The sequence below is a fragment of the Streptomyces sp. NPDC017991 genome, assembly GCF_044328075.1.
Taxonomy (GTDB): domain Bacteria; phylum Actinomycetota; class Actinomycetes; order Streptomycetales; family Streptomycetaceae; genus Streptomyces.
Genome location: NZ_JBIRGP010000002.1, coordinates 446742 through 472948, shown reverse-complemented (window position 1 = coordinate 472948; position 26207 = coordinate 446742). Strand labels below are relative to the sequence as shown.

Below are 26207 nucleotides of genomic sequence, written 5' to 3'. Positions count from 1 at the left end.
CAACAGGAGTTCGCTACGTTTGCACCGTGGACAAGAAGAACGCCCTGCGCGCCGGCGCCCTGGCTGCCGGTACGACGCTGATGATGCTGATGATGTCGTCCCCCGCGCTCGCGCTGACGCGCGACGACGGCGACGACCCCGCGCAGAAGCTGAGCGTCATCGAGACGCTGGGACTCTATGTCGCGGCGCCGATCGGACTGTTCGCGCTGATCGCCGGCCTGGTCTGGGTGCTCGACGGTTCGACGGACCGCGAGCCGAGGCGCAAGCCGGGAGGCAAGGGCCAGGGCAAGATGCAGGGTCCGGACCAGGTACGCGCTTCCTGATCCCGGTCCCCACCGAGTTCCGGAGTCTCTTCGAGGGCACCGCCCACGCACCCGTACGCGACCGATGTCGCCCGGGGGCGAGGACGGTGCCCTCGGCATGTCCGGGGCGGCGCCCTATGGTTGCGGACAGACCTCGGCCGACGAGTGCGGGCAACCAGCCGTCGGCCGACACCCCGACCGGAACCGCCGGCATCAGGAGGCCGCCATGAACGGCAGGAACCGTGAAGCCACCGCCGCCCCCGGCTCCCGCGACGTCATCGTCGTCGGCGCGGGTCCCACCGGGCTGCTGCTCGCCGGTGACCTCGCGACCGCCGGCGTCCCCGTCACCCTCGTCGAGCGGCGGACGCGCGGGATCAGCAACCTCTCCCGTGCCTTCGTCCTGCACGCCCGCACGCTGGAGCAGCTCGACGCGCGGGGCCTCGCCGACGAGCTGGAGGCCAAGGGGCAGACCCTCGACCGGCTGCGGCTCTTCGGCCGGCTGACCGTCGACCTCACCACCCTCCCCTCCCGCTTCAACCACCTGCTCGTACTGCCGCAGTACGAGGTGGAGAAGGCGCTGGAGCGGCGGGCCGTGGAGGCCGGGGTGCGGTTCGAGTACGAGACCGGGGCGACGGGTCTCGTACAGGACGCGGACGGGGTGACCCTGCGGGTGCGCGGGCCCGGCGGGGAGGCCGGGGAGTCGCGGGCCGCGTACGTCGTCGGGACGGACGGGATGCGCAGTGCCGTGCGGGAGGCGGTGGGGCTGCCCTTCCCCGGGCGGTCGGTGATCCGTTCCGTCGTCCTCGCCGACGTCAGGCTCGCCGAGCAGCCCGAGACGCTGCTGACCGTGAACGCGGTCGGGGACGCGTTCGCGTTCCTCGCGCCGTTCGGGGACGGCTACCACCGGGTGATCGGCTGGCACCGGGGCCGCGATGTCGCCGACAGCGAGCCCCTCGGACTCGACGAGGTCAGGGAAATCACCCGGCTCGCGCTCGGCCGTGACTTCGGTATGCACGACGCCCGTTGGATGTCCCGCTTCCACAGCGACGAACGGCAGGCCCCTGCGTACCGGGTGGGCCGCGTGTTCCTCGCCGGGGACGCCGCGCACGTGCACACCCCGGCCGGCGGCCAGGGCATGAACACCGGCCTCCAGGACGCCGCCAATCTGAGCTGGAAGCTGGCGGCGGTGATCGAAGGGCACGCCGGCGCGGGCCTGTTGGACACCTACCAGTCCGAACGCCACCCGGTCGGCAGGTCCGTGCTGCGCAGCAGCGGCGGGATCGTACGGCTCGCGATGGCCAAGCGCCCCTGGACACTGGCGGGACGCGCCCTGCTCACCACGTTCCTCGACCACGCCCGCCCGGCCCGCACCCGCATGGTCGGCCAGGTCACCGGGATCGGCTACGCGTACCCGGCTCCGCGCGGCGCCCACCCCCTGGTCGGCAGGCGCGTCCCGGACGTGGCGCTGCGGGAGGGCCGCCTGTACGAGGCCCTGCGGGACGGCAGGTTCGTCCTCGTCACCCCCGCCACCCGAACCGGCGCCCCCGCCCGCAAGGACCGGCTGGATGTGGTCACTTGGGCGAGCGACCGGCGTACGAGCCTGCTGGTCCGGCCGGACGGATACGCGGCCTGGGCGGCGGAGTCGGCGACCGCCGAGGAGACCGAGGCGGCGCTGACCGGGGCCGTCGGACGGGACTGAACGACCCGCCCACCGTGGCATTACGCCGTTCGCGGGGCCGCTTGAAAGAAGAAATCGGCGGGGTTTACAGGGGTGATTGAATCTGTGACTTCCTTTCGGAAACGGAACCCCGGCGGGAAGTCGACCGAAAGGCAAGGAACTTGGCGCTTCGAAGCCTTGTTCTGGCTTTCCGGATGAGAGTATGAGGCGCGGGCGACCTGTGTGCGGTCGATGTGGGGGGCCATGATAAAGATTCTGATCGCCGAGGACATGGCGATGCTGCGCCGGGCGCTGGCCGAACTTCTGTCGCTGGAAGCGGACTTCGAGGTGGTGGCCGAAGTCGACCGCGGGGACGAGATCGTTCCGAGGGCGCGGGCCCTGCAACCGGACGTGGCCGTGCTCGACATCGGCCTGCCCGGTATGGACGGCATCTCCGCCGCCGCCGCGCTGGGCACCGCCGTGCCCGGCTGCCGGATCCTCATGCTCACGGGCCTCGGCAACCCCAGCACGCTGCGGCGGGCGCTGGCCACCCGCGCCACGGGTTTCCTGCGCAAGGACGCCGACCCCACGCAACTCGTGGGCGCCATCCGCGCGGTGGCCGCCGGCAAGCGGGCCGTCGACCCCCAGCTGGCGGTCGCGGCGCTCGAAGACGTGACACAGCCGCTGGCCCCCCGTGAGCTGGAGGTCCTCCGGCTCGCCGCCGCGGGTGAGGGCACCACGGCGATCGCCCGCCGGCTGTTCCTGTCGCCGGGCACCGTGCGCAACTACCTGAGCAGCGCCGTGGTCAAACTGAGCGCCCGCAACCGCATGGACGCGGTACGGATCGCACGCGAGGGCGGCTGGATCTGACCCGCCCCGCGGCTCAGGCCACCGTCGCCGAGTCGCGCAGCTCGCTCTCCGGAGGGTGCGCCGGGGGGCGGGCGGGCGCGGCGGCGGTGCGCAGGAAGGGCCGCTTGGACTCGTGCGTACCGGCCGGAAGCGGAACGACCGCCGTCAGCGAGAACCACTTGTCGTCCATGATCTTGATGGTGAGCCTGCCTTCGACCGCTTCGATGCGTTCGCGAAGGTTGGTGAGTCCGCTTCCCGGCCGCGTACCGCCGACGGGGCCGGACGGACGCGCCGGAATTCCGTCGTTGGTCACGATCAGCCCGACGGCGCCCGGTTCGCGGCTGAGCTGGACGATGCAGGTCCCGACCCTGCTGTGCCGGAGCATGTTGGTGATCCCCTCGCGCAGGACCGTCGCCAGCGTGGTCTCTATATGGGGCGGCAGGGGCCCGGCGCCGCCACGGAAGACGGCGTGTATGCCCATGTCCTTGAGGGTCGCGAAGACGGTGTCGACCTCCGCGGTCAGTGACATGGCGCGGTAGGTCTGCGAGACGGCCCGTACGTCGGCGAAGGCCCGCTGGGTCGTGTCCAGGATCTCCGTCAGCTCCTGGTGGAGCCGGGCGTGCTTGGAGGGCGGCAGCCGTCGTGCCAGCTCGCACTTGAAGGCGATGGTGGTCAGGCTGATGCCCAGCAGGTCGTGCAGATCGCGGGAGAACCGCAGCCGCTCCGCCTCCAGGGCCATCCGGGTCAGCTCGTTCCGGGAGCGGTGGGCCTCCTGGACGAGGTGGGTCAGCTCGGAGAGTCCGTACACCACCAGGCCGGTCAGCGCGGTCGCCACCGTTCCGTACCAGATCGAACCGCGGCCCAGGCCGGTCTCCAGCACCAGCAGGCCGGCCGACGCCACGGCCGCCGTGTACGCGGGCCACTTCCAGCGGGCGGGAAGCACGAGCAGCGCGGAGCCGGCGAGAAAGCCGGGAGCGGCGAGCCAGGCCTCGGCGTAGACGAGAAACGGAAGATACGTGAGGAGCGCCTGGAACCCGAGGGTCCAGTACTGCCGGCGGGCCAGCCGGGGCGACAGATGGGGAAAGGAATGCGCCAGTTGGAGCCCGTAGACCAGGAGCAGGGCGGTGATGCCCGTACCCAGCCTGAGGGGGGAGGGGTGGCCCTCCACCAGGTAGGTCACGCCGATGCCGAAGAAGGCCACAAGCACTGCGAAGGTGATGGCGATGGAGGTGCCGCGGGCGAGGTGCCTGCTTCGCGCGTCCTCCTGTTCGACGCGCACACCATCATGCAGGGCAGAACCTTGCATCTCTTCCCCCCGGACGAACCGAACGAATAAATGAGTCAGGTTGTGCCGTGCCCACCCTCTCACGACATACCGGGAGGATGAGAAGTCGCCATCGATAGTAATCGATCGAAACAGTTCGGAAGTGAAGCTCGGTGGGGTGGCGTGTGCTTCGGACTCCCTTAGGGAAGGGGACCGTCGGCGAAGTGAAAAGGGTTGTTCGGGCGGGCGAAAACAAGTGGAGGATTTCATTCCGTAAAGAGGAGTACTTCCTTCCGTCACAGATGCAGGGGAAAGGGATTCAGTTCGGCGAAGTCCGTCGGCCGGGCCAGTCGGCCGAGTGCGACCGGTACGTCGAACAGTCGGCCCGGGCCGAATCCCGCCCAGTGCGGGCGCAGACCGGGTACCAGCACCTTGGCGACGGGCAGTTCCACATCGGGACGGGTCTGGTCGAGGACGAGTACGTCGAGGCCGTGCCGGCGCAACAGCTCGACCAGGGCCCCGGCCTGGGCCGCCGCGTCGGCGGGCGGGCGCAGCGCGGCGGGCGGCCGGGCGGACCGGCGGGCGGCGGGCAGCAGATAGGGCTGATTGACGGTCGTGGCGTGCCGGAACCAGGCGAGCGCCTCCGGGTCGTCACCGGTGTAGGCGGATCCCCCGCCGGCCGGCCCGCCCGTCAACGGCGGCAGCATCTGGTTGAGTTCGGTCAGCGCCCGACGCAGCGCGATCCGCGCGTCGAAGTGGGCGCCGAACCCCAGCACGACGTCCTCGGCCGGCTCGCCGATCCGGGCCGAGACGGCCGCGACCACGGGGATCCCGAGATCGGACGTGAGGTCGAGGGCCCACACCGACCTCCCCATGTCCCTGAGCGAGGCCCGGGTCCGGGCGATCCACTCGTCCCGCTGATCGAGGACCACACCGGGCTGCCGCGTGCGGTTGTACCACCACAGGGCGATCGCGTCCCGCTCCACCAGCTCCAGGCAGCCGTGTACGACGGCGTCCTCCAGACTGGTGCCGGCGGCGGCCCCGTTGGAGGTGGCCCGGCAGTAACGGGTCTCCGCGTCCGGGGCGTTGTAGTAGAGCAGGCTCGTGGGCGCCAGCCGCTGCCGCTCCTCGGTCAGTGACCAGACGGGCGTCCAGTCGAGCGGGGCGTCCTCGTCGAAGGGCTCGGTCACCTGGTGGAAGGGACCGTGCGCGCGGTTCCAGTCGGCCCGGTCCGCGAACTGCCGCCGGTCGAAGAGCTGGACGCCGTCCGGATGGACGGCGCGGTCCGCCAGGTCCCGGTAACTGCCGCGCAGGCGCGGCTCGTCGCCCTGAAAGTAACCGCTGTACCGCTCCAGCGCCTCGGCCAGGGCGCTCACCCTGGCGTGGGCCTCGGTGACACCCTTGCCCGAACCGGGGCTGCGCAACGGAGTGTGCAGCGCGGGCGGCGGCTTCGCGGGGTCCCAGGGCGGCTGGGCGCCCGCGTGGAAGCAGTTGAGGAACTCCGGCCCCCGCGGATCCCGGCGGATCTCGCCGACCAGACCGGTGACCGGGTCCACGAGATGCCCGTACCGGTCGAGGACCTCGTCGGGGCCGGCCGTCCGGTGGCCCCCTCCGCCGGTGTCGCGCACCGGCCGCGGGGACAGCACGACGGGGGCCGACACCCGGTCGCGTACGAGCAGGGGGTCGCCGCAGCGGGCGCACTGCGGGCGGCGCCGTACGGGATGGCGGCTGCTCCGCAGCGTGCGCGTGTCGAGCCGCCACAGGGTGCCCTGCTCGGGGTCGCGGTGCCCGGCCAGCCACTTCGCGGCCTCAAGGAGGGCCAGGTGCAGAGCCGCCGCCCGGCCCGTCGGCAGATACGACGGCCGGTGCTCGGCAGGTCCGCTGTGCCCTAGCCGGTGCTGGACGTACGCCTCGCTGCGCCGCCGCAGCCGCAGCCGGTCCGCGAGACAGCTCCAGCACGGGCCCTCGCCGGGGGAGAAGAACGGGCCCACCCACAGATGGGTGCCGCTCGCCCGCACGGGCAGCCAACTGCGGCCCGCGGCACGGTGTTCCGCGTCCAGGGCGCTCAGCCGCGGATCGAGGTAGTCGTGGCACAGCGCCAGCGTCAGGTCGGCGGGCCCGCCCGCGGCCGCGGTCCGCAGTCCGGCCGCCGACACGGCCTCGCGCAGGGTGCCGCCGGCGTCCTCGGTGAGGTCGACCGGGGCCAGCAGCCCGCCCCGGCCGCCACCGGGCCCCGCCGCGAGACCCGTGAGGGCCCAGTAGGCGCGCTCGGGCCCGGCGGGGCCGTCCGGCGGATAGGCGGACAGCAGACCCGCGTCCAGCAGCCTGGTCACGAGCCGTTCCGTGCGGTCGGGTGACAGTCCGGGTGCCGCGTCGGCGACGATCCGGGGCAGGTCGCGGCTGCCGTCGAGCAGCGGGGCGAGCAGCGCGACCTGCTCGCCGCCGAGCGTGGTCACGCGGTCCTCGGTCATCAGGAACACGGGCTCCCCCGGCGCCGATTCGACCCGCAGGTGCGGTGCGAACCCCAGCCGGGGGAGCCCGTCGTCCGGGGTCGGCCGGTTCATCGGGTCTGTCGGCCGCCGTCCGCGGAGGAACCGGCGCCGGCCCCGGGCATCCAGCAGATACAGATGCGGCCGTCGGTGGTGTCACCGGATTCGGGGCCGAATTCAGTGATCACGAGATCGTCGGCGCCCCTCGCGATCGCCGCGTCGCCGTCGAGCAGAGGCGTGATCCGTGACATGTGTGCTCCTAGTTCGGTGTCGGGACTTCGCTGGACGCGCAGGGCCCCGGCCGGGGCCCTGCGCGTTGCCGCCATCCTTACGGGCGTAACAGGTCGATACCAGTGCGTCACGCACAGGGCCCATATGAGAAATACACATCTTGCGCATAGGTTCCTCATATGCCTGGCCGGGCCCCTGGCACTGGTTGATACCGGAAGTAGCCAGCGAGACTCCCTGAGCAAGGAGCTCTTCGCGGTGCTCCGCGGACCACAGGGGGAGAGAAACATGGACATATGGTTGCTGGGACCGCTGACGGCCGAGGTACGGGGCCGGTCGATCGTGCCGACAGCGGCGAAACCACGCCAGATTCTGGCCCTGTTGGCGATTCACGCCAACCGCGTCCTGCCCGTCGGGACGCTGATGGAGGAGATCTGGGGCAGCGAGCCGCCCCAGAGCGCGCTGGCGACCCTGCACACGTACATCCTCCAGCTGCGCCGGCAGCTCACCGCGGCCTACGGCGCCGACGCCGGAGTGTCCGCCAAGGACGTCCTCGTCACCCAGTACGGCGGCTACTGCTGGCAGGCACCCACGGACGCCGTCGACGTACCGCGCTACGAGCGGCTGGTCGCCGCGGGCCGGGTCGCCACGGGTGAGGACCGGCAGGAGAGGGCGTCGGCGTACTTCCGGGAGGCGCTCGCCCTGTGGCGCGGGTCCGCGCTCGTCGACGTGCGCATCGGGCCCGTGCTGAGCATCGAGGTGGCACGGCTGGAGGAGAGCAGGCTCGGTGTGCTGGAGCGGTGTCTGGAGGCGGACCTGAGGCTGGGTCGCCACGCGGAGCTGCTGACCGAGCTGATCGAGCTGACCGGACGCCATCCGCTGCACGAGGGGCTGCACGCCCAGTGCATGACGGCGCTGTACCGGGCGGGCCGCTCCTGGCAGGCACTCGACGTCTACCAGAGGCTGCGCCGCCGGCTGGCGGAGGAGCTGGGACTCTCGCCCTCCCCGCGCCTGCAGCGTCTGCAGCAGGCGGTGCTCTCGGCGGAGCCGTGGCTGGACGTGCCCGGGTGCGGGGAGGACGCGATGCTCGACCGCATGATCGGCTGACCACCGCCCCCGGGCCGCTCAGCCGTTCTTGGTGACGAACTCGACTATGGACTCCCGCATGTAGTCGGTCATCTCCTCGGTGATGCCCGGGTACACCCCGATCCAGAAGCTCTGCTCCGTGATGATGTCGGAGTTGCGCAGGTCTCCCGCCACCCGGTGCGGGGTGCCCAGATACGCCGGGTGCCGGGTGAGGTTGCCGCCGAACAGCCGTCGTGTGCCGATGCGCCGCTCCTCCAGGAAGGCGATCAGGTCGCGGCGGGTGTAGGTGGCGTCGGGCAGCACGGTGAGGACGAAGCCGAACCAGCTCGGGTCGCTGCCGGGGGTCGCGGTGGGCAGCAGCAGACCGGGTACGTCCGCGAGGCCGTCGCGCAGCCGCTGCCAGTTGCGCCGCCGCGCCGCGCCGAACTCCGGGAGTTTCTTCAACTGGCTGAGGGCGAGGGCCCCTTGGAGGTCCGTCGCCTTCAGGTTGTAGCCGATGTGCGAGAAGATGTACTTGTGGTCGTACCCCTTGGGAAGGTCGCCCAGCTGGTAGTCGAAGCGTTTGAGGCAGGTGTTGTCCTCGCCCGGCTCGCACCAGCAGTCCCGGCCCCAGTCGCGGAACGACTCGACGATCCGGGCCAGTTCGAGGTTCCTGGTCAGGACGCAGCCGCCCTCGCCCGTCGTGATGTGGTGGGCGGGGTAGAAGCTGACGGTGGCCAGATCTCCGAAGGTGCCCGTCATCCGTCCCTGGTAGGTCGAGCCCACGGCGTCGCAGTTGTCCTCGATCAGGAACAGCTCGTGGTCGGTGGCCAGTTGCTGGATCTCGGCCACCTCGTAGGGGTTGCCCAGGGTGTGCGCGATCATGATGGCCCGGGTCCGGTCCGAGATCGCGGCCCGGACGCGTTCCGCCGTCGTGTTGTACGTGCCGAGTTCGAGGTCCACGAACACGGGCGTGAGGCCGTTCTGGAAGATCGGGTTCACCGTCGTGGGGAAGCCGCCGGCCACCGTGATCACCTCGTCGCCCGGCAGCAGCCGCTTCTCACCGAGCCGGGGTGAGGTCAGCGCCGACAGGGCCAACAGGTTCGCCGAGGAACCGGAGTTCACCAGGTGCGCCTTGCGTACGCCGATGTGGCGGGCGAACTTGCTCTCGAAACGCCGGGAGTACGACCCGGCCGCGATCCGCAGATCCAGGGCCGCCTCCACCAGAGAGACCCGGTCCTCCTCGTCCAGGACCGCCCCCGAGGAGAGGATCGGTGTCACTCCCGGTACGAAGTTCCCGGGCTCCTGCTGCCGGTGGTACTCGCGAACCTGCTCCAGGACCAGGGCCTTGGTGTCCGACGTCATAGCCGTCCCTCCTGTAAGGATTGCCTCGGGGCCATGCTCGCGCCGCTCGGTAGAGGAGCCATGGAGTCCCCGCGGAAAGGGCCTGCTCCAGCAGGTTTCCAGGGGCTTTCGACCCGCTCCGGCTAGCTTGTCGGGCGACGTATCCCACAGGTGAGGTGGCAGATGCCCGAGGACACTCCACGACCCGGACTCCGCATGGGGGTGCTGGGCTGTGCCGACATCGCGGTGCGCCGGATCCTGCCTGCGATCGTGGAGCACCCGTCGGTACGGCTGGTGGCCGTGGCGAGCCGGGACGGGGCCAGGAGCGCACGGCTCGCGGACCGGTTCGGCTGCGCGGCGGTGACCGGCTACCGGGCGCTCCTCGACCGGGACGACATCGACGCCGTCTATGTGCCGCTGCCCCCGGGCATGCACCACGAGTGGGTCGCCGAGGCGCTCACCGCGGGCAAGCACGTCCTGGTGGAGAAGCCGCTCAGCACCACGTACGAGCAGAGCGCCGAGCTGGTGGCGACGGCTGCCCGGCTCGGTCTGGCGCTCACCGAGAACTTCATGTTCCTGCACCACTCGCAGCACGCGGCGGTACGGGACCTGGCGCGCGGCGAGATCGGTGAACTGCGGGTCTTCTCCAGCTCCTTCGGAGTGCCGCCGCCCGATCCGTCGTCCTTCCGGCACGACGCGCGGCTCGGCGGGGGCGCCCTGCTGGACGTCGGTGTCTATCCGCTGCGCGCCGCCCAGCTCCACCTCGCGGGCGAACTCGACGTCCTCGGTGCCTGTCTGCGCGTCGACGAGGCCACCGGTGTCGACGTCGCCGGCAGCGCGCTGCTCTCCACGGCGGCCGGGGTGACCGCCCAGCTCGACTTCGGCTTCCAGCACTCCTACCGGTCGGTGTACGCCCTGTGGGGCAGCCGGGGGCGGATCAGCGTGCCGCGGGCCTTCACACCGCCCCGGGAGCACCGCCCGGTGGTCCGCCTCGAACAGCAGGACAGGACCACCGAGGTGACGCTGGCGGCCGACCACCAGGTGGGCAACGCGCTCGACGCGTTCGCGGCGGCGGCCCTGTCGGGCACCGGGCGGACGGCGCTGGGGGAGGCGCTGCTGCGGCAGGCGCTCCTGGTCGAGCAGGTGCGCAAGGCGGCGCGGGTCGTCAGCGTCTGAGACACGCTCGAACGCGCGACGAGAAGGGCCGGCCCCAGCGGGCCGGCCCTTCTCGTGTCGTGCTCGTGGCCGGGGCGGCTCAGACCCGTTCGGCCGTCACCGGCATCCGCGTCAGCCGGTCGCGGTACCAGTCGACGACCTCGCGCAGACCGTCGTCCAGCGACCGCAGCGGCCGGTAGCCGAGTTCGTCGCGGATCTTCGAGTCGTCCACCGCGTACCGCAGGTCGTGGCCCTTGCGGTCGGGCACCCGCCGGACCCGGGACCAGTCCGCGCCGCACAACTCCAGCAGCCGGGACGTCATCTCACAGTTCGTCAGATGCGTACCGCCGCCGATGTTGTAGATCTCGCCCGCCCGGCCGCCGGTCAGCACCGCGTGGACGGCCCGGCAGTGGTCGTCGACGTGCAGCCATTCGCGGACGTTGTCGCCCTCCCCGTAGAGCGGCACGGTCCGGCCGGCCAGCAGCTCGGTGACGAACAGCGGGATGAGCTTCTCCGGATGCTGGCGCGGGCCGTAGTTGTTGGCGCACCGGGTGGTGCGCACGTCGAGCCCGTGGGTGCGCCAGTAGGAGCGGGCGACGAGGTCGCTGCCCGCCTTCGACGCCGCGTAGGGCGAGTTGGGAAGCAGCGGCTCCTCCTCCGTCCAGGTGCCCTCGGCGATGGACCCGTAGACCTCGTCCGTCGAGACGTGCACGAAGGTGCCCACCCCGCAGCGCAGGCTCGCCTCCAGCAGCGTCTGCGTGCCCAGCACATTGGTGGTCACGAACTCCGCGGGCCCCGTCAGGGAGCGGTCGACATGGGTCTCGGCCGCGAAGTGCACCACCGCGTCGTGCCCGGGGAACACCTCCAGGAGCGCGTCGAGATCGCGGATGTCGGTCCGGTGGAAGTCCAGCCGCGGGTCCGTGAGCGGCAGGTTGTCCGTGCTGCCGGCGTACGTGAGCAGGTCGACGACGGTCACCCGGCTCGGCCGGGGCCCGGGCAGGACGCCGGACAGCAGGGAGCGTACGTAGTGGGATCCGATGAAACCGGCGCCGCCGGTGATCAGGACACGCATGACGCGGACGCACCTCCGAGACGTCGACGCCCGTGGGCGCGGTGCTGGGCGGTCAGCCGCTCCAGTACGGGGACGACCTCCGCCGGGGTCGGTTCGGACGCGGCCTCGGCGCGCAGCCGGGCGGCGGCCTCGGTGAACGAGGGCTCTTCCAGGAGCCGTACGAGCCTGCTCCGCAGCCCCTCCACCGTCACCTCGTGGGAGGGGAGGTGGAGACCGGCGCCCAGTTCCTGCTGGCGCCTGGCCCGTTCGATCGCGTCCCAGATCCAGCCCATGGCTATCTGCGGGACGCCCTCGACGAGCGCCGTGGACCAGGTCCCGGCACCGCCGTGGTGCACCACGGCCGCGCAGGTCGGCAGCAGCGCGTGCAGCGGTACGTGGTCCACCAGGCGCACGTTGTCCGGGACATGGGTGAGCAGGGCCCGCTCCTCGGCGTCGAGCGTGGCCACCACCTCGATGTCGAGCCCCTCGATCGCCTTGAGGACCAGGTCGACGGGGACCGCGTTCGGGAACTCGGAGGTCCGGGCCGTCAGCCCCAGGGTGACGCAGACCCGGGGACGCGTCGGCGGGACGCGGAGCCAGTCGGGCACGACGGCGGGCACCGGGCCGTTGTACGGGATGTAGCGCATGCCCACGGCCGGCCCGTCCGACGGCGGGCGGAAGCTGCGGGGCACCTGGTCCACCGACCACTGCCCCGTCACCGCCTCCTCGTCGAAGGGCAGGCCGTAGCGGCCGAGCGTCCACTGGAGCCACTGGCCCAGGGAGTCCTCGGGGTGCGCCGGCCCCCGTTCGCCGCCCGGGTCCGTGGAGCCGCCCGTCGCACCGGGGCCGAGCTGTGCGAGGAAGGCCTGCCGCATGGGCATGAACATGTCGGGGAACGACAGTACGCGCGCGTGGGCCGCGCCGGTCACCTTCGCGGCCACCGCCCCCGCGAACGTGAACGGCTCCCACAGGACGAGGTCCGGCTGCCAGTCGCGGGCGAACGCGACGAGTTCGTCGACCATCGGATCGTCGTTGACCAGGGCGAAGAAGGTGGCCGTCATCATCGTGTCCCAGCCCTTGAGGAAGGCCGGGGTGAGCTGACCGGGGGCGTCGGGGTCCAGCGACTGGTTGGCGTGGTGGGACAGCACGGAGTCGCCCACCCCCTTCACCATCGCGTCGAGACCGGGGTCGCCCCCCACCGGGACGGCGGTCAGCCCGGCCGCCGTGATGCTCCCCGTCAGCGCGGGCTGGCTCGCCACCCGTACCTCGTGCCCGGCGGCCCGCAGCGCCCAGGCGAGCGGCACGGACCCGTTGAAGTGCGCGTCCAGCGCGAAGGACGTCAGCAGAACCCGCATGGTCGGACCTCTCTCTTCTCTGCCGTCATGCGGAGGTGGTCAGGGTGAAGCGCAGCACTCCGCCCAGGACGGGGGAGCGCATCCGGCGCTGGACACCGTCGGCCGGGGCCAGCTGCGGGTGGCGCTCCCGCAGGGTGCGCAGCGCGGTCTCCGCCTGGAGCCGGGCGAACGCCCCGAAGAGGGAGGTGTGCGGGCCGGTCAGCGCCAACTGGCCCTGTCCGGTCGGCCGGGTGAGGTCGAAGTGGTCCGGGGCCAGGAACACCCCGGGGTCCCGGTTGGCCGCGCCGACATGGACGACGACCTGGGCGCCGGCGGGGATGTCCTGGCCGGCCAGGGTGAGGTCCTCGGCGGCGATCCGGCTCTCCAGCCGTACCGGCGGCGCGTGCCGCAGCGTCTCCTCCACCGCCCCGGCCACGAGCTCCGGGTTCTCGCCGAGCAGCGCCCACTGCCTGGGGTGTGTGAGCAGCGCCTCCACGGCGTTGTTGACGAGCCCGGCGGCGAACTCGACGCCCACCGCGGCGGTCAGCACCCCGACCGCGAGCGCGTCCTCGGCGGCGGAGGCCGTGGAGCCGCCGATGCCGTCGGTGCCGTCGGAACCGGCGCGCAGCACCGTGCTGAGCAGGTCGTCGCCCGGCTCGGCCCGCCGTGCCGCGACGAGATCGGCGACGAGGGCGCGTACGTCCTCGACCGCCTCGGTGAGCCGGCGGGTGACGGCGAGCGGCTGCGGGCAGAGCGCCGCGTCGAGCGCGACGCCCAGGGCCCGACACGCGTGGGCGAACCGCTCGCGCTGCGCGTCCGGGACACCGAGCAGCGCGGCGGCGGCCTCGGTGGCCGCGGGGCGGGAGTAGTCCGCCATGAGGTCGAAGGAGGCGCCGAGCCGGTCCGCGGTCTCCTGGTGGACGCGTTCGGCGTGCTTGCGGTGACCGTCCGCCGCGGCCCCGCCGAGCACCGGGGCCGCCGACCGCTCCCAGCGCGCGTGGTCGGTGGCAGAGGCGTGCAGGAAGGCCCGGTCCAGCGGGACGATGTGGCACAGCAGCGGATTGCTCCAGGCGTCCGAGAAGACGTGCCGCTGGAGGCCGGGCAGATCGGCGTGGCGCAGGCTCAGCCGCGGGTCGGCCAGCACCTCGGCGGCCACGGAGTGCCGGCCGGTGACCCAGGCCCCGGCGGCGCTCTGCCACAGCGGGGTCTCCGCCTCCCGTATGCGGCGGGCCAGCACCACCGGGTCGTCGCTCTCCGCGCGGAGCGTCAGGGCGTACGGGTCGCCGCTGGTCCCGTAGATCCAGTGGAAGCCGCGGGCGGTCAGCAGATGCCTGCCGAGTTCGCTGTCGGTCTGCTGGATCTGCTCGGGTGCGGTGGTGGTCGTCTCGTCGGTTTCCGTGTCGGTCACGGCAGTCTCCTTCGGGGCGGGGCACAGCGGACGTGGTTCAGGTGAGGGACAGGCCGCCGTCGACCGCGAGGACCACGCCGGTCGCGTAGGCGGCACGCGGGTCGGTGAGCTGGACCGCCCACCAGGCGATGTCCTCCGGGCGGCCGACCCGGCCGGCCGGCACGACGGTGGCGATGTGCTGGAGGAAGCCCGCGTAGGCCTCCGGCGTCATGCCGGCTCGTTCACCGATACCGGTGTCGATCACGCCCGGGGCGAGGCCCAGGACCCGGATGCCGCGGGGCGCCAGTTCCACGGCCCAGGTCCGGGTGAGGAAGTCGAGCCCGGCCTTGGCGGCGCCGTAGATCCCGTTGTCCGGCCAGGCGCGGCGGTACAGCGCGCCGGCCGAGCCGATGTTCAGCACGGTTCCGCCGCCGTCCGCCGCGAGGGCGTCCAGGGTCTGCCGGGTGAGCAGCAGCGGGGCCAGGAGGTTGGTGTCGAGCTGGTCGCGGGCCGCTTCCCGCTTGGTCTCGGCGAGGGCGGCGAAACCGCCGGAGGCCGCGTTGTTGACCAGCACGTCGATACGGCCGAACGCGTCCAGCGCCGCGTCGGTGACGGCCCGCGGAGTGTCCGGGGCGGTGAGGTCGGCGGTGAGGACGCCGATGCCGGGATACCCCTCGGCGGTCCGGGCGAGGGTCGCGGGCGTGCGGCCCACGACGAGCACACGGTCGCCGCGGTCGGCGAAGGCACGGGCCACGGCCTGCCCGATCCCGGTCCCGCCACCGGTGACGATCACGCCCCGGGGCGCTGTGGGGTCCTGTGCCGCGCCGGTGCCCTGTGCTGCCGCGCCGGTGTCCCGTGCCGCGTTGCTCTCCTGTGTCGCGCTCATGTCCGGGACCGTAGGCCGGGGCGCTCGATTCGCGGTCGACTCCCGCTACGGCCGGTCGTCACGGGTCACCACCCTGTCCCTGACCAGCAGTTCGCCCGCCTCGCGCACGAGGACGTCGCGGCAGACACACACCAGGTGCAGCCGGGCGGGGCCGCCCCGCGGCACGGCGACGATCGAGACCAGGCTCTCGGCGGTCAGCGAGCCGTCGTCCGCCGGGGTGACGGTGAGCATGCCGACGTAATGGCGGTGGGTCTCCCCGGCGGCGGCGAGTCCCGCGGCGGCCTGCCGGGCGCCCTCGGTGAGGGCCGGGCGACCGCGTACCGGCTCCGGGAGCGAGGGCGGCTTGAAGGCGCCGTCCTCGGTGAAGGTGCCGGCCCAGGTCTCGGCCTCGCCCGAGTCCAGGTCCCGCATCTGCCGTGCGTAGAAGTGCTGTACCTCGGCGTAGACGTCCGCCGGGGCCGTCGGGGCCTGTACTGCCATGCCGTGTTCCTTCCGCCGTTTCCGTGGACCGGGCGGGTGCGTTCCCGGCTCCCGAGGCTGAGGTCACGACGGTGGCAGCGGGCCCTCCAGGATCGGTCGAGCGCGGGGCGGGCGGGGGCGCTGGCGGCCGTTCAGCGGCGCTCCAACGCTTCTCTAGCCGTGCTGGTGAGCATGGGCGGGCCGGCATGCAGGAACGCCGGCGGAACGCTTGCGGAAACCCATCGCCGGGAGGCTCGTGTGCGCATCATCGACCTGTCCTCGCCCGTGGACGCGGCGGGTTTTGAACCCGACCCCGTGGTGCACGACGTCCTCGGCCCGAAGGAGGCCGCCACGCACATGAGTGAGGAGATGCGGGACCACTTCGGGATCGAGTTCGATCCGGCGGTACTGCCGGAGGGCGAGTTCCTCTCGCTCGACCGGCTCCAGCTGACGACCCACACCGGGACGCACATCGACGCGCCCTCGCACTACGGCACGCGCGCCTCCTACCGGGACGGCCCGCCCCGGCACATCGACGAGATGCCGCTCGACTGGTTCTTCCGGCCCGCGGTGGTCCTCGACCTGAGCGACCAGGGCACCGGCGCGGTCGGCGCCGACGTGCTGGAGCGGGAGCTGGACCGGATCGGCCACACCCTGTCGCCCATGGACATCGTGCTGCTGCGGACCGGCGCCGACGCGTGGTCGGGGACGCAGAAGTACTTCACGGACTTCACCGGGCTCGACGGCTCGGCCGTGCACCTGCTGCTCGACCAGGGCGTACGGGTGATCGGCACGGACGCGTTCAGCCTGGACGCGCCGTTCGGCGACATCATCGGCCGCTACCGGGAGAGCGGGGACCGATCGGTGCTCTGGCCCGCCCACATGATCGGCCGGGACCGGGAGTACTGCCAGATCGAACGGCTCGCCGGGCTGGAGCAGCTGCCCGTCTCCCGCGGCTTCCGCCTCGCGTGCTTCCCGGTACGGATCGCCGGCGCCGGCGCGGGCTGGGCGAGGGCGGTGGCACTGCTCGACGAGGACGAGTGAGAGGGCGGCTGAGCAGCACCGCGGCCGAGCGGACCGCGTGACACGCCCAGCAGGGCGACAACGGGAGGAGACAGACATGTACGGCCGGGAACTCGCGGACGTGTACGAGGCCATCTACCGCAGCCGGGGCAAGGACTGGGGGGAGGAGGCCGCGGACGTCTCGCGGCTCATCGCCGAACGCCGCCCCGGAGCCGACTCCCTGCTCGACGTCGCCTGTGGCACGGGCGCCCATCTCAGCGTGTTCGGCACGCTGTTCGAGGTCGCCGAGGGGCTGGAGATCGCGGAGCCGATGCGCCGGCTCGCCGAGCAGCGGCTGCCCGGCACCACGGTGCACCCGGGCGACATGCGCGACTTCTCGCTGGGCCGCACCTACACCGCGGTGAGCTGCATGTTCTGTGCCATCGGCTATCTGGAGACCCTGGACGACATGCGGGCCGCCGTCAGGTCGATGGCCGCGCACCTGGAGCCCGGCGGCGTCCTGGTCGTCGAACCCTGGTGGTTCCCCGAGAACTTCATCGAGGGCTATGTCGCGGGTGACCTGGCCCGTGAGGAGCACCGCACCGTCGCGCGGATCTCGCACACCACCCGCAAGGGCCGGGCCACCCGCATGGAGGTCCGTTTCACCGTGGGGGACGCCACCGGTATCCAGCAGTTCACCGAGATCGACGTACTGCACCTGTTCACCAGGGAGGAGTACGTCTCCGCGTTCACCGACGCGGGCTGCTCGGTGGAATTCCTGGAGGACGGCCCCACGGGTCGCGGTCTTTTCGTCGGCATACGTGAGAAGAACTGAGAGAAGCCGGGCGGGAAGAGGCCGGGATGCTCAGGGGGCCATTTCGCGGGCCACCGACATCACGTACTGGCCGTAGCCCGACTGCGACATCTTCTCGCCGAGCCGGTAGCAGCTGTCCGCGTCGATGAATCCCATCCGGAGTGCGACCTCCTCGACGCAGGCGATACGCACGCCCTGCCGTTCTTCGAGGGTCCGCACGTACTGGGCGGCCTGGAGCAGGGATTCCGGAGTTCCGGCGTCGAGCCAGGCGAAACCGCGGCCGAGGTCGACCAGCCGGGCTCGGCCGCGGGCCAGGTAATTCCGGTTGACGTCGGTGATCTCCAGTTCGCCGCGCGCCGAGGGGCGGAGATTCTTGGCGATGTCCACCACTTCGTTGTCATAGAGATAGAGCCCGGTGATGGCGAGGTCGGAACGCGGCCGGGCCGGCTTCTCCTCCAGGGAGACCAGGCGTCCCGACGCGTCGGTCTCGCCCACCCCGTAGCGCTCCGGGTCCTCCACGGGATAACCGAACAGCACACAGCCCTGTACGTCCCTGACGTTGCTCTGGAGCATGTCGTAGAAGTGGTAGCCGTGGAAGATGTTGTCGCCCAGGACCAGGGCCACGTCGTCGTCGCCCACGTGGTCGGCGCCGATGACGAAGGCCTCGGCCAGCCCGGCCGGCCGGTTCTGCACCGCGTAGTCGATCCGGACGCCGAGCTGCGAGCCGTCGCCCAGGAGCCTACGGAACTGGTCCAGGTCGCGCTCGGTGCAGATGAGCAGGATCTCCTTGATGTCCGCCAGCATCAGCACCGAAAGCGGATAGTAGATCATCGGCTTGTCGCCAACCGGAAGAAGTTGTTTCGACACGGAAACGGTTATTGGATGGAGCCTTGATCCCGAACCGCCGGCGAGAATAATCCCCTTCATGGGTATGCCCCTGTCCTCGATTTCTGCCCATGCTAACGACCGAATTCGTTCGGCAGCAAGCGGGAAAATGCCTGGTCCAGGGAAATTCGAGTGGTAATAGAGGGAAAGCAAGGGTTGTGGGGCGGCCCGGCAATGTGATGTGCTGCGAGGGGATGGTGACGCCCTGCGGCAAGGTGATAATGTCAGCAATGGGAGGGAAACGAATTCGATGACGACTCTCGTATGGGACTACCAGCAGGAATACGAGAACGAACGCGCCGATATTCTGGACGCCGTGGAAACGGTCTTCAACTCGGGTCAGCTCGTCCTCGGTGACAGTGTCCGCGGCTTCGAGCAGGAGTTCGCCGGCTACCACGGCGCGAGCCACTGCGTCGGCGTCGACAACGGCACCAACGCGATCAAGCTGGCGCTCCAGTCGCTCGGCGTCGGCCCCGGGGACGAGGTCGTCACGGTGTCCAACACCGCGGCCCCCACCGTGATCGCGATCGACTCGGTGGGCGCCACCCCGGTGTTCGTCGACGTCCACCCGGACAGCTACCTCATGGACACCGAGCAGGTGGCCGCCGTCCTCACCCCCCGGACCCGGTGCCTGCTCCCCGTCCACCTCTACGGGCAGTGCGTCGACCTCGCGCCGCTGGAGTCGCTCGCCGCCGAGCACGGCCTGGTCCTCGTCGAGGACTGCGCCCAGGCCCACGGCGCCCGCCGCGACGGACGCCTCGCCGGCACCACCGGGGACGCCGCCGCCTTCTCCTTCTACCCGACGAAGGTGCTCGGCGCCTACGGCGACGGCGGCGCCGTACTGACCTCCCGGGACGACGCCCACCGGGCCCTGCGCCGGCTGCGCTACTACGGCATGGAGGAGCGGTACTACGTCGTCGGCACCCCGGGCCACAACTCCCGGCTCGACGAGGTGCAGGCCGAGATCCTGCGGCGCAAACTGCGCCGCCTCGACACCTACGTCCAGGGGCGCCGAGCCGTCGCCCGCCGCTACGAGGAGGGGCTCGGCGACACGGGTCTGGTGCTGCCGCACACGGTCCCCGGCAACGAGCACGTGTACTACGTCTACACGGTGCGCCACCCCCGGCGCGACGACATCATCGAGGCCCTGAAGACGTACGACATCGAGCTGAACATCAGCTATCCCTGGCCGGTGCACACGATGTCCGGGTTCGCCCACCTCGGCTATCCGGCGGGTTCGCTGCCCGTCACCGAGGAACTGGCGGGCCAGATCTTCTCGCTGCCCATGTATCCGGCCCTCGCGCCGGACATCCAGGACAAGGTGATCAGCGCGGTGCGTGACGTGCTGGACAGCCTCTGAACCCGTGCGGCGGGCCCGCCCCGGCCCGCCCCGCGCACACCGAAGGCCCGGCGGAGGGATCCCGCCGGGCCTTCGGTGTGCGGGGAGTCACCCGGTGGGGTCACCCGGTGGAGTCGGCCGCCCGCAGGGCGCGCCAGCACGCCACCAGGCTCCTCGCCTGCACGTTGAGGTAGTGGCTGTGCCGGAGCAGCTGCGTCAGCTGGTCCATGGTCAGCCAGCGGAAGTCGGGGTGGCCGGGATCCTCGGGGACGTCGCTGTCCACGATCAGATAGCGGTTGCGGGCGTGGAAGAAACGGCCGCCCTCCTCGGAGAGCACGGCCTCGTAGCGGATGCGGCCGGGCCCGGCGGCCAGCACCTCGTCGAGGTGGCGGGGCCGGGCGGCGGGCGGCAGCCAGCCGTAACTGTCCGGTACGCACTGCACGGTCGGCGCCAGTTCCACCACGTCCGCGTAGCCCGGTTCGGTGCGGGCGTGCATCAGTACGTGCGGCACCCCGCCGATCTCCCGGGTCAGCAGGGCGATGACGCCCGTGCCGCGCGGCTCGATCATCGGCTGACGCCAGGTGCCGACCTCGCGTCCCGCGGCCGTCACGGAGACCCCGATGACGTCGAAGAACCCGCCGCTCTCGTGCGAGTACCCCATCTCGCCGTGGCGCCACTCGTCGAGCGCGTTGAGGGCGATCCGCTCGGTGTGGACCGAGGCCAGCGAACGGGCGCCGGCGATCCAGCTCAGCACATCGGTCATCCGGTGCAGGGCGCCGTCCGGCCGCGAGGCGTGCGGCAGACACGCCAGTACGGTGCGCGCGTCCATGTTGATGATGTCGTCGCGCGACAGCAGCCGGTACAGCTGCCCGAGCGTGAACCAGCGGAAGCCCTCCAGGACCTCCACCTCGGTGGTCGTCTCCACCACCATGTTGCGGTTGCGCTTGCGGTAGAACCAGGCGCCCTGCTCCGACTGCCGGACGTCGGCGAGCACCCGGTGCCGTGTCGTGTCCCGGAAGTAGTCCACGTACGGCACGGGCTTGCCCTTGTGGACGCCGGTGTAGTTGCTGCGGGTCGCCTGCACGGTGGGGGACAGCTGCAGTCCGCCGGGGTTGCCCGGTTCCGCCTTGGCCTGCATCAGGAAGTGCGGTACCCCGTCGAACTCCTTGATCAGGATGCCGAGGATGCCGACCTCGGGCTGGTCGATGATGGGCTGGTCCCACCAGGGCACCGCGTTCCCGGGATCGTGCACCCGAAGACCGTGGACCGTGAAGAACTTGCCGCTGCGGTGGCGCAGATCACCGGTGACGGGCGTCTGGTACCACTGGTCGAGGGCGGCCAGCGGGATGCGCTCGGCCGTCGTGTAGATCTGCTCCCCGTACTCGGCGAACCAGTCGTCGAATCCGGCGAGATCGGTCCGCGGGCTCTCCACCGCCGCGGCCGACCTGGCGATACGGGCCGTCACATCGGCCATCTGAACTCCTCATCCTGGATGGGGCACACGCGGCCCGTCGGGCGTGGTCGGTCAGTCGGCGGGGGTCTCCCAGGTCGCCCGCATCGCCTCGGCCAGCGGGATCCGCGGCTTCCAGCCGAGCAGTTCGCCGGCCAGCCGGATGTCGGCCAGGGTCCAGCCGCCGCCCTTGCTGGCGATGGGCCCGTCCTCGACCCGTATCGCCTGCGGCGGCAGCCCCGAGGCGGTGACCAGCAGGTCCACCAGCTCGCGCATGGCGGTGGCCTTCCCGCGGCCGATGTTGACGACCCGTCCGGTGGCCGGTGACGTCACGGAGAGGACCACGGCCTCGGCCAGGTCGCGCACGTCGATGAAGTCCCGCCGCGCGTCGGCGACCCGCAGCGTCACCGGGTCGCTCGCGTCCGCGGCCCGCAGCCGGTCGACGACGGCCCCGAGGAAACTGGCCCGGGTGGTGCGGGGTCCGCACACGTTCACCGCGCGCAGCACCAGCCCCGCCACCCGGCCGCCCCGGGTGGCGTCGAGCACCAGCTCGGAGCCGGCCAGCTTGGTCCGCGCGTACATCGTGGCCGGCCGGGGCTCCAGGTCCTCGCCGATGGCGAGCGGCTCGGACACCGGACCGTACTCGTGGATGGAGCCGACATGGATCAGCCGGGGGCGGTCGTCCATCAGCGTCACGGCCTTCACCAGCCGCTCGACCAGGGTGATGTGGGCGTACCGCATCTCCTCCTCGGTCGTGCCCCAGCCGCCCGTCACGTTGACCACGGTGCTCACCCGGTGCCGGGTGAGCAGCCGGGCGAGCTCGGCGGGCCCGGCCGCCGCCACGTCGAGGCCGGCGAAGACGTGCCCCGCCGCCGCGGGGCCGCCGCGCCGGGCGACGGCGAGCACCTCGTGCCCCTCGCGGGCCAGCGCGGCGCTCACACAGCGGCCGACGCAGCCGGTGGCCCCGAGCACCGCGACCCGGGATCCCTCGGCCGGCGGCCGACCGTTCAGGGCCGCCACAGTGCGGCCTCGATCCGACGGCACTTGTCGTACTCCGGCAGGCCGCCCTCCGCCCGCACCTGGGCGAGCAGGGGCGCGGCCGTGTCCCGTGCGGACAGCAGGGGCTCCACGTCCTGGGGGATCGGCAGGCCGAGCGCCGGGTCGAGCGGCGACAGGGACAGCTCGTGCTGGGCCTCGTAACTCCCGGAGAGCATGTACGACATCACCGTGTCGTCCTCCAGGGCGATGAAGGCGTGTCCGACACCGACCGGGAAGTACATGGCGCTGAAGGTCTCCTGGTCGAGCACGGAGGAGTCCCAGCGGCCGAAGGTGGGCGAGCCGACGCGGATGTCCACCACGATGTCGATGGCACGGCCCCGGGCGCAGTACACGTACTTGGCCACGCCCGGCGGGGTGACCGTGTAGTGGATGCCCCGCACGGTGCCGCGCCTGGACCTGCTGTGGTTGGACTGCGCGACGGGGAAGAGCGGATGCCCCAGGGCCTCCACGAACGCCGGCTCCTGGTACGGCGAGGTGAAAAGGCCGCGGTCGTCCTCGAAGACGGGCGGGTTGAAGGCGTACGCGCCGGACACGGCGAGTTCGCGGAACTTGACGTCGGTGGCCATCTACAGCTCCCCCCGGACGGTGTCGCCGGCCGTGGCGGTCGCGCGGTGTTCCGCCACGAGTTTCTCCAGCACCGGGACGATGTCGTTGGGGCTCGGCGTCCCCACCATCTCCCGGCGGATACGCGCGCAGTTCTCCGCGAACGACGGTTCGTCCAGCAGCCGCAGCACGTGGTCGCGCAGGTCCTGCGCGGTGTAGTGGTCGACGTCGTGCAGGTAGAGACCCGCGCCGGTCTTCTCCAGCTGCTTCGCCTTGTGGATGGTGTCCCAGACCATGTCGGGCACGATCAGCTGCGGGACGCCGTGCGCCAGCGCGGTCTGGAAGGTGCCGCTGCCGCCGTGGTGGATGACCGCGGAGCAGGTCGGCAGGAGCGCGTTGAGCGGGACGAAGTCCACGGCCCTGACGTTGTCGGGGAGTTCGAGACCGGCGAGCTGCTTCTCGTTGAGGGTCGCGACCACCTCGACGTCCAGCTCCGCCAGCGCCGAGACGAGTTCGCCGATGGAGGCACGGTCGCCGTCCAGCACCTCGCGGTGGGCCACGCCCAGCGTCAGACAGATCCGGCGCTTCTTCGGCGGCTCGTGCAGCCAGTCCGGTATGACGGCCTGCCCGTTGTAGGGGATGTACCGCAGCGGGACGAACGGCTGCTTCACCGGGAACCGCATCGACGGCGGCACCGGGTCGACGGTCCACTGGCCGACCGCCACCTCCTCCTCGAACTCGGCGCCGTAGCGGCCGAGCGTCCAGGTCAGCCACTCGCGCAGCGGATCGTCCCGCTGCTCGGGCAGCCGCTCCGCCTGGAGGTCGAGGAAGGTCTCGCGCATCCGCCCCAGCAGATCGAGCCCGAACAGCAGCCGGGCGTGGGCGGCGCCGGTGACCTGCGCGGCCACCGGTCCGGCGAAGGACAGCGTGTCCCAGACGACCAGGTCGGGCTGCCACTCGCGGCTGAACGCGACCAGGTCGTCGATCATGCGTTCCGGGCAGGAGTTCTGGAAGGCCATCGCCGTCATCGAGGTGAACACCCCGAGGACGTGATCCCAGGTCAGCATCTCGGGACGGGTCTCCGTCATGTCCATCCCGGCTTCCGCCTGGCTCTCCATGATCTCGGCGTCGTCGCCCAGGCCCTCGTTGACCCGCTGCATCTGCTCCTCAAGGAGCAGCGGCTCACCGACGCACACGGCGGTCAGCCCGGTGCGGGTGATGTCCTCCGCCAGGTCCGGCTGGCTGGCGACACGGACCTCGTGGCCGGCGGTCTGGAGGGCCCAGGCCAGCGGGACCTGGGCATGCATATGTGACTTCGCGGCGAACGTGGTGAACAGGACCTTCATCGATCTCCCTCTTCGCAGAGCAGATGGTGGCGTGCGGCGGTTCTCACTGCCCGTCGTGGCCGACGTACCGGTGCTTCACCAGCCAGCCGGCCCCGGTCCCGTCTCCGTCTCCGTCCTCGCCCTCGTCGGCGACGAGGACGTCCTGGCACGACGTGCTCAGCCGGATCTCCGGGGCGGCGCCCGCCGCGGTCGAGACGACCAGCGCGTCGTAGCCCGTGCGCACCGAACCGTCCGGGAACCGCCAGGCGGCCGGCAGGCCCAGCCAGTGCCTGCGGACCGTGCCGGCGGGCGCCGCGGGCCGGCCGCGCACCGCCGCCGCGATCGCCGCCCGACCGCGCACCGGCTCGGCGAACGAGCTCTGGTCGAAGGCCCCGTCCTCGGTGAAGGTGTCCGCCCAGGCGTCCCCCTCGCCCTCGTCGAGGAGACGCATCTGCCGGGCGTAGAACTGCTGGATCGAGGCGTACTCGGCGGGCGGCACCGGTGTGGCCTTCGCCCGCCGCTCCGCGTACTCCTTGGCGTGCCGCATGGTGATCGTGCTGTTGCCGCCGAGCGCGTCCCGGATGAAGGTGCGGGCGTCGGCGGTGGTGGCGTCGGCGCCGAGGACCCCGGCGACGGCCGCGCCGTTGACGACCACGGTGTGCCGGGAGACGGCCACGCAGCCGGACGGGATCTCCCGCACCGTCCACTCCCCGGTGTGCACCGACATCAGGGCCGGGGTCTGCAGCTGCTTGTACGAGATCCGCCCGTCCGGCAGGCAGATCCGCACCGAGGCCGTGGTGTGCGTCGAACCGTCGGGTGTGCGGGTGTCCATCTCCAGGTGCTGGACGTCGGGCGTGTCCTCCTTCAGCAGCACCCGGGCCACGTGCGGCAGCCGTTCCTGCCACTGGCCCGCGTCGTGCAGGAAGTCCCGTACCTCCTGGGCCGGTGCGTCGATGCGCACCGAGTCCTCGAAGGTGTACGGGGCCTCGTCGGTGCCGGTGCGCAGCGCGGCGGACTCCAGTGCGGCCAGCTCGGCGCCGCTGTTGCGCTCGATCGCCTCCAGGATCCAGGCGACGTTGCGCTCCAGGTCGTCGACCGCGCGGAAGTCGTGCAGCAGCCGCACCCGGCTGCCGCCGTCGGGGAGCGCCTCGACGATCCACTCCCCGCCCATCGCGGCGACGGGATCCTGGGAGACCTCCTGGCGGAACCGGATCCGCAGTCCGTCGCGGTCCAGGGTCCGCCGCGAGGTCCAGGACTTGACCTCGCCGTTGGCGGTGGCCCAGATCCGCAGCCGCTCCTCGTCGCCCGACCGCTCCAGATACTCCACGTGCAGGCTGGGCGGGAAGACGAACGGCCAGTCCTGCGCCCGCTCCACCAGGCCGAAGACGGCCTCCGGGGCGGCGGCCACCGTGATCGTGTGCTCGGTCGTGTGCACCTCGTGCTGCGTCTCGTGCGCCATGCTGGTCCCCTCTGTCTGCCCGGTCCGCCCGCGGCCGGGCCCGCTGTCAGTAGTTGCCGAGCCCGCCGCAGACGTTCATCGCCTGGGCGGTGATCGACGCGGCCGTCGGGGAGAGCAGATAGCCGACGAGCCCGGCGACCTCGTCGGGCGTGGAGTAGCGGCCGAGGGGGATCTTCGCCTCGAACTTCTCCAGCACCTCGTCCTCGGTGATGTCCCAGGCGCCCGCGTAGCCCTGGCGCACCCGCTCGGCCATCGGTGTCTCGACATAGCCGGGGCAGACGGCGTTGACGGTGACGCCCGTCTTCGCCAGCTCCAGGCCCAGGGCCTTGGTGAAGCCGACCACGCCGTGCTTCGACGCCGAGTAGGGCGCTCCCAGCGCCACGCCCTGCTTGCCGCCGGTGGAGGCGATGTTGACGATCCGTCCGGCGCCGCGCTCCAGCATTCCGCCGGTCGTCAGCACCTCCCGGGTCATCCGGAAGACGCTGTTGAGGTTGGTGTCGATCACGTCGAGCCACAGCTCGTCGGGTATCTGCGCGGTGTGGCCGCCGCCGCTGCGGCCGGCGTTGTTCACCAGGGCGCCGACGGGGCCGAACCGGTCCCTGGCCTCCTGGACGAAGGCGCGTACCCGCTCCGTGTCGCGTACGTCGCAGGAGGCGCCGTCGACGTCGTGGCCGGCCTCGCGCAGCTCCTTGACGGTGTGGGCGACCCGGTCGCCGTCGCGGGCGCAGATGAAGACCCGCGACCCGCCCTCGGCCAGGCTCCGGGCCACGGCGAGACCGATCCCGCTGGTGGCACCGGTGACGATGGCGACGCTCTCTGCTGCTGGCGGCATGACGGCTCCTCAGCGGTCCCTGCGGGGTC

The 26207-nt window shown here is 71.7% G+C and carries 24 protein-coding genes; 8 read left to right on the top strand and 16 right to left on the bottom strand.

Annotated features, from left to right (window positions below):
* Positions 1–26: 26 nt before the first annotated feature.
* The 3 genes from ACH4DZ_RS06640 to ACH4DZ_RS06630 all read left to right on the top strand — a co-directional run bounded on the left by ACH4DZ_RS06640 (position 27) and on the right by ACH4DZ_RS06630 (position 2829).
* Positions 27–323: a hypothetical protein gene (locus tag ACH4DZ_RS06640; RefSeq protein ID WP_398285839.1), complete on the top strand. Its 297-nt coding sequence runs from the start codon at positions 27–29 to the stop codon at positions 321–323.
* Between the two features lie 205 nt (positions 324–528).
* Positions 529–2001, top strand: coding sequence for an FAD-dependent monooxygenase (locus ACH4DZ_RS06635; RefSeq protein ID WP_398285838.1), 1473 nt, complete (start codon positions 529–531; stop codon positions 1999–2001).
* Positions 2002–2223: 222 nt separating this feature from the next.
* Entirely contained in the window at positions 2224–2829 is a 606-nt protein-coding gene (locus tag ACH4DZ_RS06630) for a response regulator (protein ID WP_398285837.1), read from the top strand.
* Between the two features lie 13 nt (positions 2830–2842).
* Here ACH4DZ_RS06630 and ACH4DZ_RS06625 read toward each other — a convergent pair whose 3' ends face one another.
* The 3 genes from ACH4DZ_RS06625 to ACH4DZ_RS06615 all read right to left on the bottom strand — a co-directional run bounded on the left by ACH4DZ_RS06625 (position 2843) and on the right by ACH4DZ_RS06615 (position 6812).
* On the bottom strand, positions 2843–4087 hold the full coding sequence (locus ACH4DZ_RS06625) for a sensor histidine kinase (protein ID WP_398285836.1): 1245 nt from the start codon (positions 4085–4087) through the stop codon (positions 2843–2845).
* 281 nt (positions 4088–4368) lie between these two features.
* On the bottom strand, positions 4369–6636 hold the full coding sequence (locus ACH4DZ_RS06620) for a TOMM precursor leader peptide-binding protein (protein ID WP_398285835.1): 2268 nt from the start codon (positions 6634–6636) through the stop codon (positions 4369–4371).
* Complete coding sequence (locus tag ACH4DZ_RS06615; protein ID WP_210882549.1) at positions 6633–6812, bottom strand: hypothetical protein; 180 nt, start codon at positions 6810–6812, stop codon at positions 6633–6635. Before ACH4DZ_RS06615 ends, ACH4DZ_RS06620 begins: the two co-directional genes overlap by 4 nt.
* Positions 6813–7077: 265 nt before the next feature.
* Here ACH4DZ_RS06615 and ACH4DZ_RS06610 point away from each other — a divergent pair, with 265 nt between their 5' ends.
* Positions 7078–7896 (top strand): BTAD domain-containing putative transcriptional regulator, encoded by an 819-nt coding sequence (locus ACH4DZ_RS06610; protein WP_398285833.1) that lies wholly within the window; start codon positions 7078–7080, stop codon positions 7894–7896.
* An 18-nt stretch (positions 7897–7914) separates the two neighbouring features.
* On the opposite strand, the gene rfbH is transcribed toward ACH4DZ_RS06610, so the two are convergent.
* A complete protein-coding gene (rfbH, locus tag ACH4DZ_RS06605; RefSeq protein WP_398285832.1) occupies positions 7915–9219 on the bottom strand; it encodes a lipopolysaccharide biosynthesis protein RfbH in 1305 nt (434 codons plus the stop codon).
* 162 nt (positions 9220–9381) lie between these two features.
* Here rfbH and ACH4DZ_RS06600 point away from each other — a divergent pair, with 162 nt between their 5' ends.
* Positions 9382–10374, top strand: coding sequence for a Gfo/Idh/MocA family protein (locus ACH4DZ_RS06600; RefSeq protein ID WP_398285831.1), 993 nt, complete (start codon positions 9382–9384; stop codon positions 10372–10374).
* 79 nt (positions 10375–10453) lie between these two features.
* On the opposite strand, the gene rfbB is transcribed toward ACH4DZ_RS06600, so the two are convergent.
* The 5 genes from rfbB to ACH4DZ_RS06575 are packed head-to-tail and all read right to left on the bottom strand — an operon-like array spanning position 10454 to position 15491.
* Positions 10454–11425: a dTDP-glucose 4,6-dehydratase gene (gene rfbB, locus ACH4DZ_RS06595; RefSeq protein ID WP_398285830.1), complete on the bottom strand. Its 972-nt coding sequence runs from the start codon at positions 11423–11425 to the stop codon at positions 10454–10456.
* Complete coding sequence (locus ACH4DZ_RS06590; RefSeq protein ID WP_398285829.1) at positions 11413–12759, bottom strand: activator-dependent family glycosyltransferase; 1347 nt, start codon at positions 12757–12759, stop codon at positions 11413–11415. The genes rfbB and ACH4DZ_RS06590 overlap by 13 nt, the downstream gene beginning before the upstream one ends.
* A 25-nt stretch (positions 12760–12784) precedes the next feature.
* Positions 12785–14146 (bottom strand): P450-derived glycosyltransferase activator, encoded by a 1362-nt coding sequence (locus tag ACH4DZ_RS06585; RefSeq protein WP_398285828.1) that lies wholly within the window; start codon positions 14144–14146, stop codon positions 12785–12787.
* Between the two features lie 37 nt (positions 14147–14183).
* Positions 14184–15011: an SDR family NAD(P)-dependent oxidoreductase gene (locus ACH4DZ_RS06580; protein WP_398285827.1), complete on the bottom strand. Its 828-nt coding sequence runs from the start codon at positions 15009–15011 to the stop codon at positions 14184–14186.
* 45 nt (positions 15012–15056) lie between these two features.
* Entirely contained in the window at positions 15057–15491 is a 435-nt protein-coding gene (locus ACH4DZ_RS06575; RefSeq protein ID WP_398285826.1) for a nuclear transport factor 2 family protein, read from the bottom strand.
* Positions 15492–15728: 237 nt separating this feature from the next.
* Between ACH4DZ_RS06575 and ACH4DZ_RS06570 the strand changes: the two genes are divergently transcribed.
* Together ACH4DZ_RS06570 and ACH4DZ_RS06565 are read left to right on the top strand one after the other, a co-directional pair.
* A complete protein-coding gene (locus ACH4DZ_RS06570; RefSeq protein ID WP_398285825.1) occupies positions 15729–16514 on the top strand; it encodes a cyclase family protein in 786 nt (261 codons plus the stop codon).
* A 76-nt stretch (positions 16515–16590) separates the two neighbouring features.
* Positions 16591–17307: a class I SAM-dependent methyltransferase gene (locus ACH4DZ_RS06565; RefSeq protein WP_398285824.1), complete on the top strand. Its 717-nt coding sequence runs from the start codon at positions 16591–16593 to the stop codon at positions 17305–17307.
* Between the two features lie 30 nt (positions 17308–17337).
* Here the strand turns inward: ACH4DZ_RS06565 and rfbA are convergent, their stop codons facing one another.
* The gene (gene rfbA / locus ACH4DZ_RS06560) at positions 17338–18213 is read right to left on the bottom strand and encodes a glucose-1-phosphate thymidylyltransferase RfbA (RefSeq protein WP_398285823.1); all 876 of its coding nucleotides are present in this window, start codon (positions 18211–18213) and stop codon (positions 17338–17340) included.
* Between the two features lie 208 nt (positions 18214–18421).
* Here rfbA and ACH4DZ_RS06555 point away from each other — a divergent pair, with 208 nt between their 5' ends.
* Positions 18422–19531, top strand: coding sequence for a DegT/DnrJ/EryC1/StrS family aminotransferase (locus ACH4DZ_RS06555; protein ID WP_398285822.1), 1110 nt, complete (start codon positions 18422–18424; stop codon positions 19529–19531).
* Between the two features lie 100 nt (positions 19532–19631).
* On the opposite strand, the gene ACH4DZ_RS06550 is transcribed toward ACH4DZ_RS06555, so the two are convergent.
* From ACH4DZ_RS06550 to ACH4DZ_RS06525, 6 genes are read right to left on the bottom strand one after another with little or no spacing between them, the layout of a single operon-like run.
* Positions 19632–20984 carry an NDP-hexose 2,3-dehydratase family protein gene (locus ACH4DZ_RS06550; protein ID WP_398285821.1) on the bottom strand — a complete coding sequence of 451 codons (1353 nt, stop codon included), beginning with the start codon at positions 20982–20984 and terminating at the stop codon, positions 19632–19634.
* A gap of 51 nt (positions 20985–21035) precedes the next feature.
* Positions 21036–21932, bottom strand: a complete 897-nt coding sequence (locus ACH4DZ_RS06545) for an NAD-dependent epimerase/dehydratase family protein (protein ID WP_398285820.1) — start codon at positions 21930–21932, stop codon at positions 21036–21038.
* Positions 21933–21967: 35 nt separating this feature from the next.
* Positions 21968–22585 carry a dTDP-4-dehydrorhamnose 3,5-epimerase family protein gene (locus tag ACH4DZ_RS06540; RefSeq protein ID WP_398285819.1) on the bottom strand — a complete coding sequence of 206 codons (618 nt, stop codon included), beginning with the start codon at positions 22583–22585 and terminating at the stop codon, positions 21968–21970.
* Positions 22586–23908 carry an activator-dependent family glycosyltransferase gene (locus ACH4DZ_RS06535; RefSeq protein WP_398285818.1) on the bottom strand — a complete coding sequence of 441 codons (1323 nt, stop codon included), beginning with the start codon at positions 23906–23908 and terminating at the stop codon, positions 22586–22588. It lies immediately after the preceding gene.
* Between the two features lie 43 nt (positions 23909–23951).
* Positions 23952–25346, bottom strand: coding sequence for an SRPBCC family protein (locus tag ACH4DZ_RS06530; RefSeq protein WP_398285817.1), 1395 nt, complete (start codon positions 25344–25346; stop codon positions 23952–23954).
* A 46-nt stretch (positions 25347–25392) separates the two neighbouring features.
* The gene (locus ACH4DZ_RS06525; protein ID WP_398285816.1) at positions 25393–26178 is read right to left on the bottom strand and encodes an SDR family NAD(P)-dependent oxidoreductase; all 786 of its coding nucleotides are present in this window, start codon (positions 26176–26178) and stop codon (positions 25393–25395) included.
* Between the last annotated feature and the right edge of the window lie 29 nt (positions 26179–26207).

What these genes read in the sequence shown, in the direction of transcription:
- ACH4DZ_RS06635 (WP_398285838.1), top strand. Translation starts at nt 529, where the DNA reads ATGAACGGCAGGAACCGTGAAGCCACCGCCGCCCCCGGCTCCCGCGAC.
- ACH4DZ_RS06630 (WP_398285837.1), top strand. Translation starts at nt 2,224, where the DNA reads ATGATAAAGATTCTGATCGCCGAGGACATGGCGATGCTGCGCCGGGCG.
- ACH4DZ_RS06620 (WP_398285835.1), bottom strand. Translation starts at nt 6,636, where the DNA reads ATGAACCGGCCGACCCCGGACGACGGGCTCCCCCGGCTGGGGTTCGCA.
- ACH4DZ_RS06615 (WP_210882549.1), bottom strand. Translation starts at nt 6,812, where the DNA reads ATGTCACGGATCACGCCTCTGCTCGACGGCGACGCGGCGATCGCGAGG.
- ACH4DZ_RS06610 (WP_398285833.1), top strand. Translation starts at nt 7,078, where the DNA reads ATGGACATATGGTTGCTGGGACCGCTGACGGCCGAGGTACGGGGCCGG.
- rfbH (WP_398285832.1), bottom strand. Translation starts at nt 9,219, where the DNA reads ATGACGTCGGACACCAAGGCCCTGGTCCTGGAGCAGGTTCGCGAGTAC.
- ACH4DZ_RS06600 (WP_398285831.1), top strand. Translation starts at nt 9,382, where the DNA reads ATGCCCGAGGACACTCCACGACCCGGACTCCGCATGGGGGTGCTGGGC.
- rfbB (WP_398285830.1), bottom strand. Translation starts at nt 11,425, where the DNA reads ATGCGTGTCCTGATCACCGGCGGCGCCGGTTTCATCGGATCCCACTAC.
- ACH4DZ_RS06590 (WP_398285829.1), bottom strand. Translation starts at nt 12,759, where the DNA reads ATGCGGGTTCTGCTGACGTCCTTCGCGCTGGACGCGCACTTCAACGGG.
- ACH4DZ_RS06580 (WP_398285827.1), bottom strand. Translation starts at nt 15,011, where the DNA reads ATGAGCGCGACACAGGAGAGCAACGCGGCACGGGACACCGGCGCGGCA.
- ACH4DZ_RS06575 (WP_398285826.1), bottom strand. Translation starts at nt 15,491, where the DNA reads ATGGCAGTACAGGCCCCGACGGCCCCGGCGGACGTCTACGCCGAGGTA.
- ACH4DZ_RS06565 (WP_398285824.1), top strand. Translation starts at nt 16,591, where the DNA reads ATGTACGGCCGGGAACTCGCGGACGTGTACGAGGCCATCTACCGCAGC.
- rfbA (WP_398285823.1), bottom strand. Translation starts at nt 18,213, where the DNA reads ATGAAGGGGATTATTCTCGCCGGCGGTTCGGGATCAAGGCTCCATCCA.
- ACH4DZ_RS06555 (WP_398285822.1), top strand. Translation starts at nt 18,422, where the DNA reads ATGACGACTCTCGTATGGGACTACCAGCAGGAATACGAGAACGAACGC.
- ACH4DZ_RS06550 (WP_398285821.1), bottom strand. Translation starts at nt 20,984, where the DNA reads ATGGCCGATGTGACGGCCCGTATCGCCAGGTCGGCCGCGGCGGTGGAG.
- ACH4DZ_RS06540 (WP_398285819.1), bottom strand. Translation starts at nt 22,585, where the DNA reads ATGGCCACCGACGTCAAGTTCCGCGAACTCGCCGTGTCCGGCGCGTAC.
- ACH4DZ_RS06535 (WP_398285818.1), bottom strand. Translation starts at nt 23,908, where the DNA reads ATGAAGGTCCTGTTCACCACGTTCGCCGCGAAGTCACATATGCATGCC.
- ACH4DZ_RS06530 (WP_398285817.1), bottom strand. Translation starts at nt 25,346, where the DNA reads ATGGCGCACGAGACGCAGCACGAGGTGCACACGACCGAGCACACGATC.
- ACH4DZ_RS06525 (WP_398285816.1), bottom strand. Translation starts at nt 26,178, where the DNA reads ATGCCGCCAGCAGCAGAGAGCGTCGCCATCGTCACCGGTGCCACCAGC.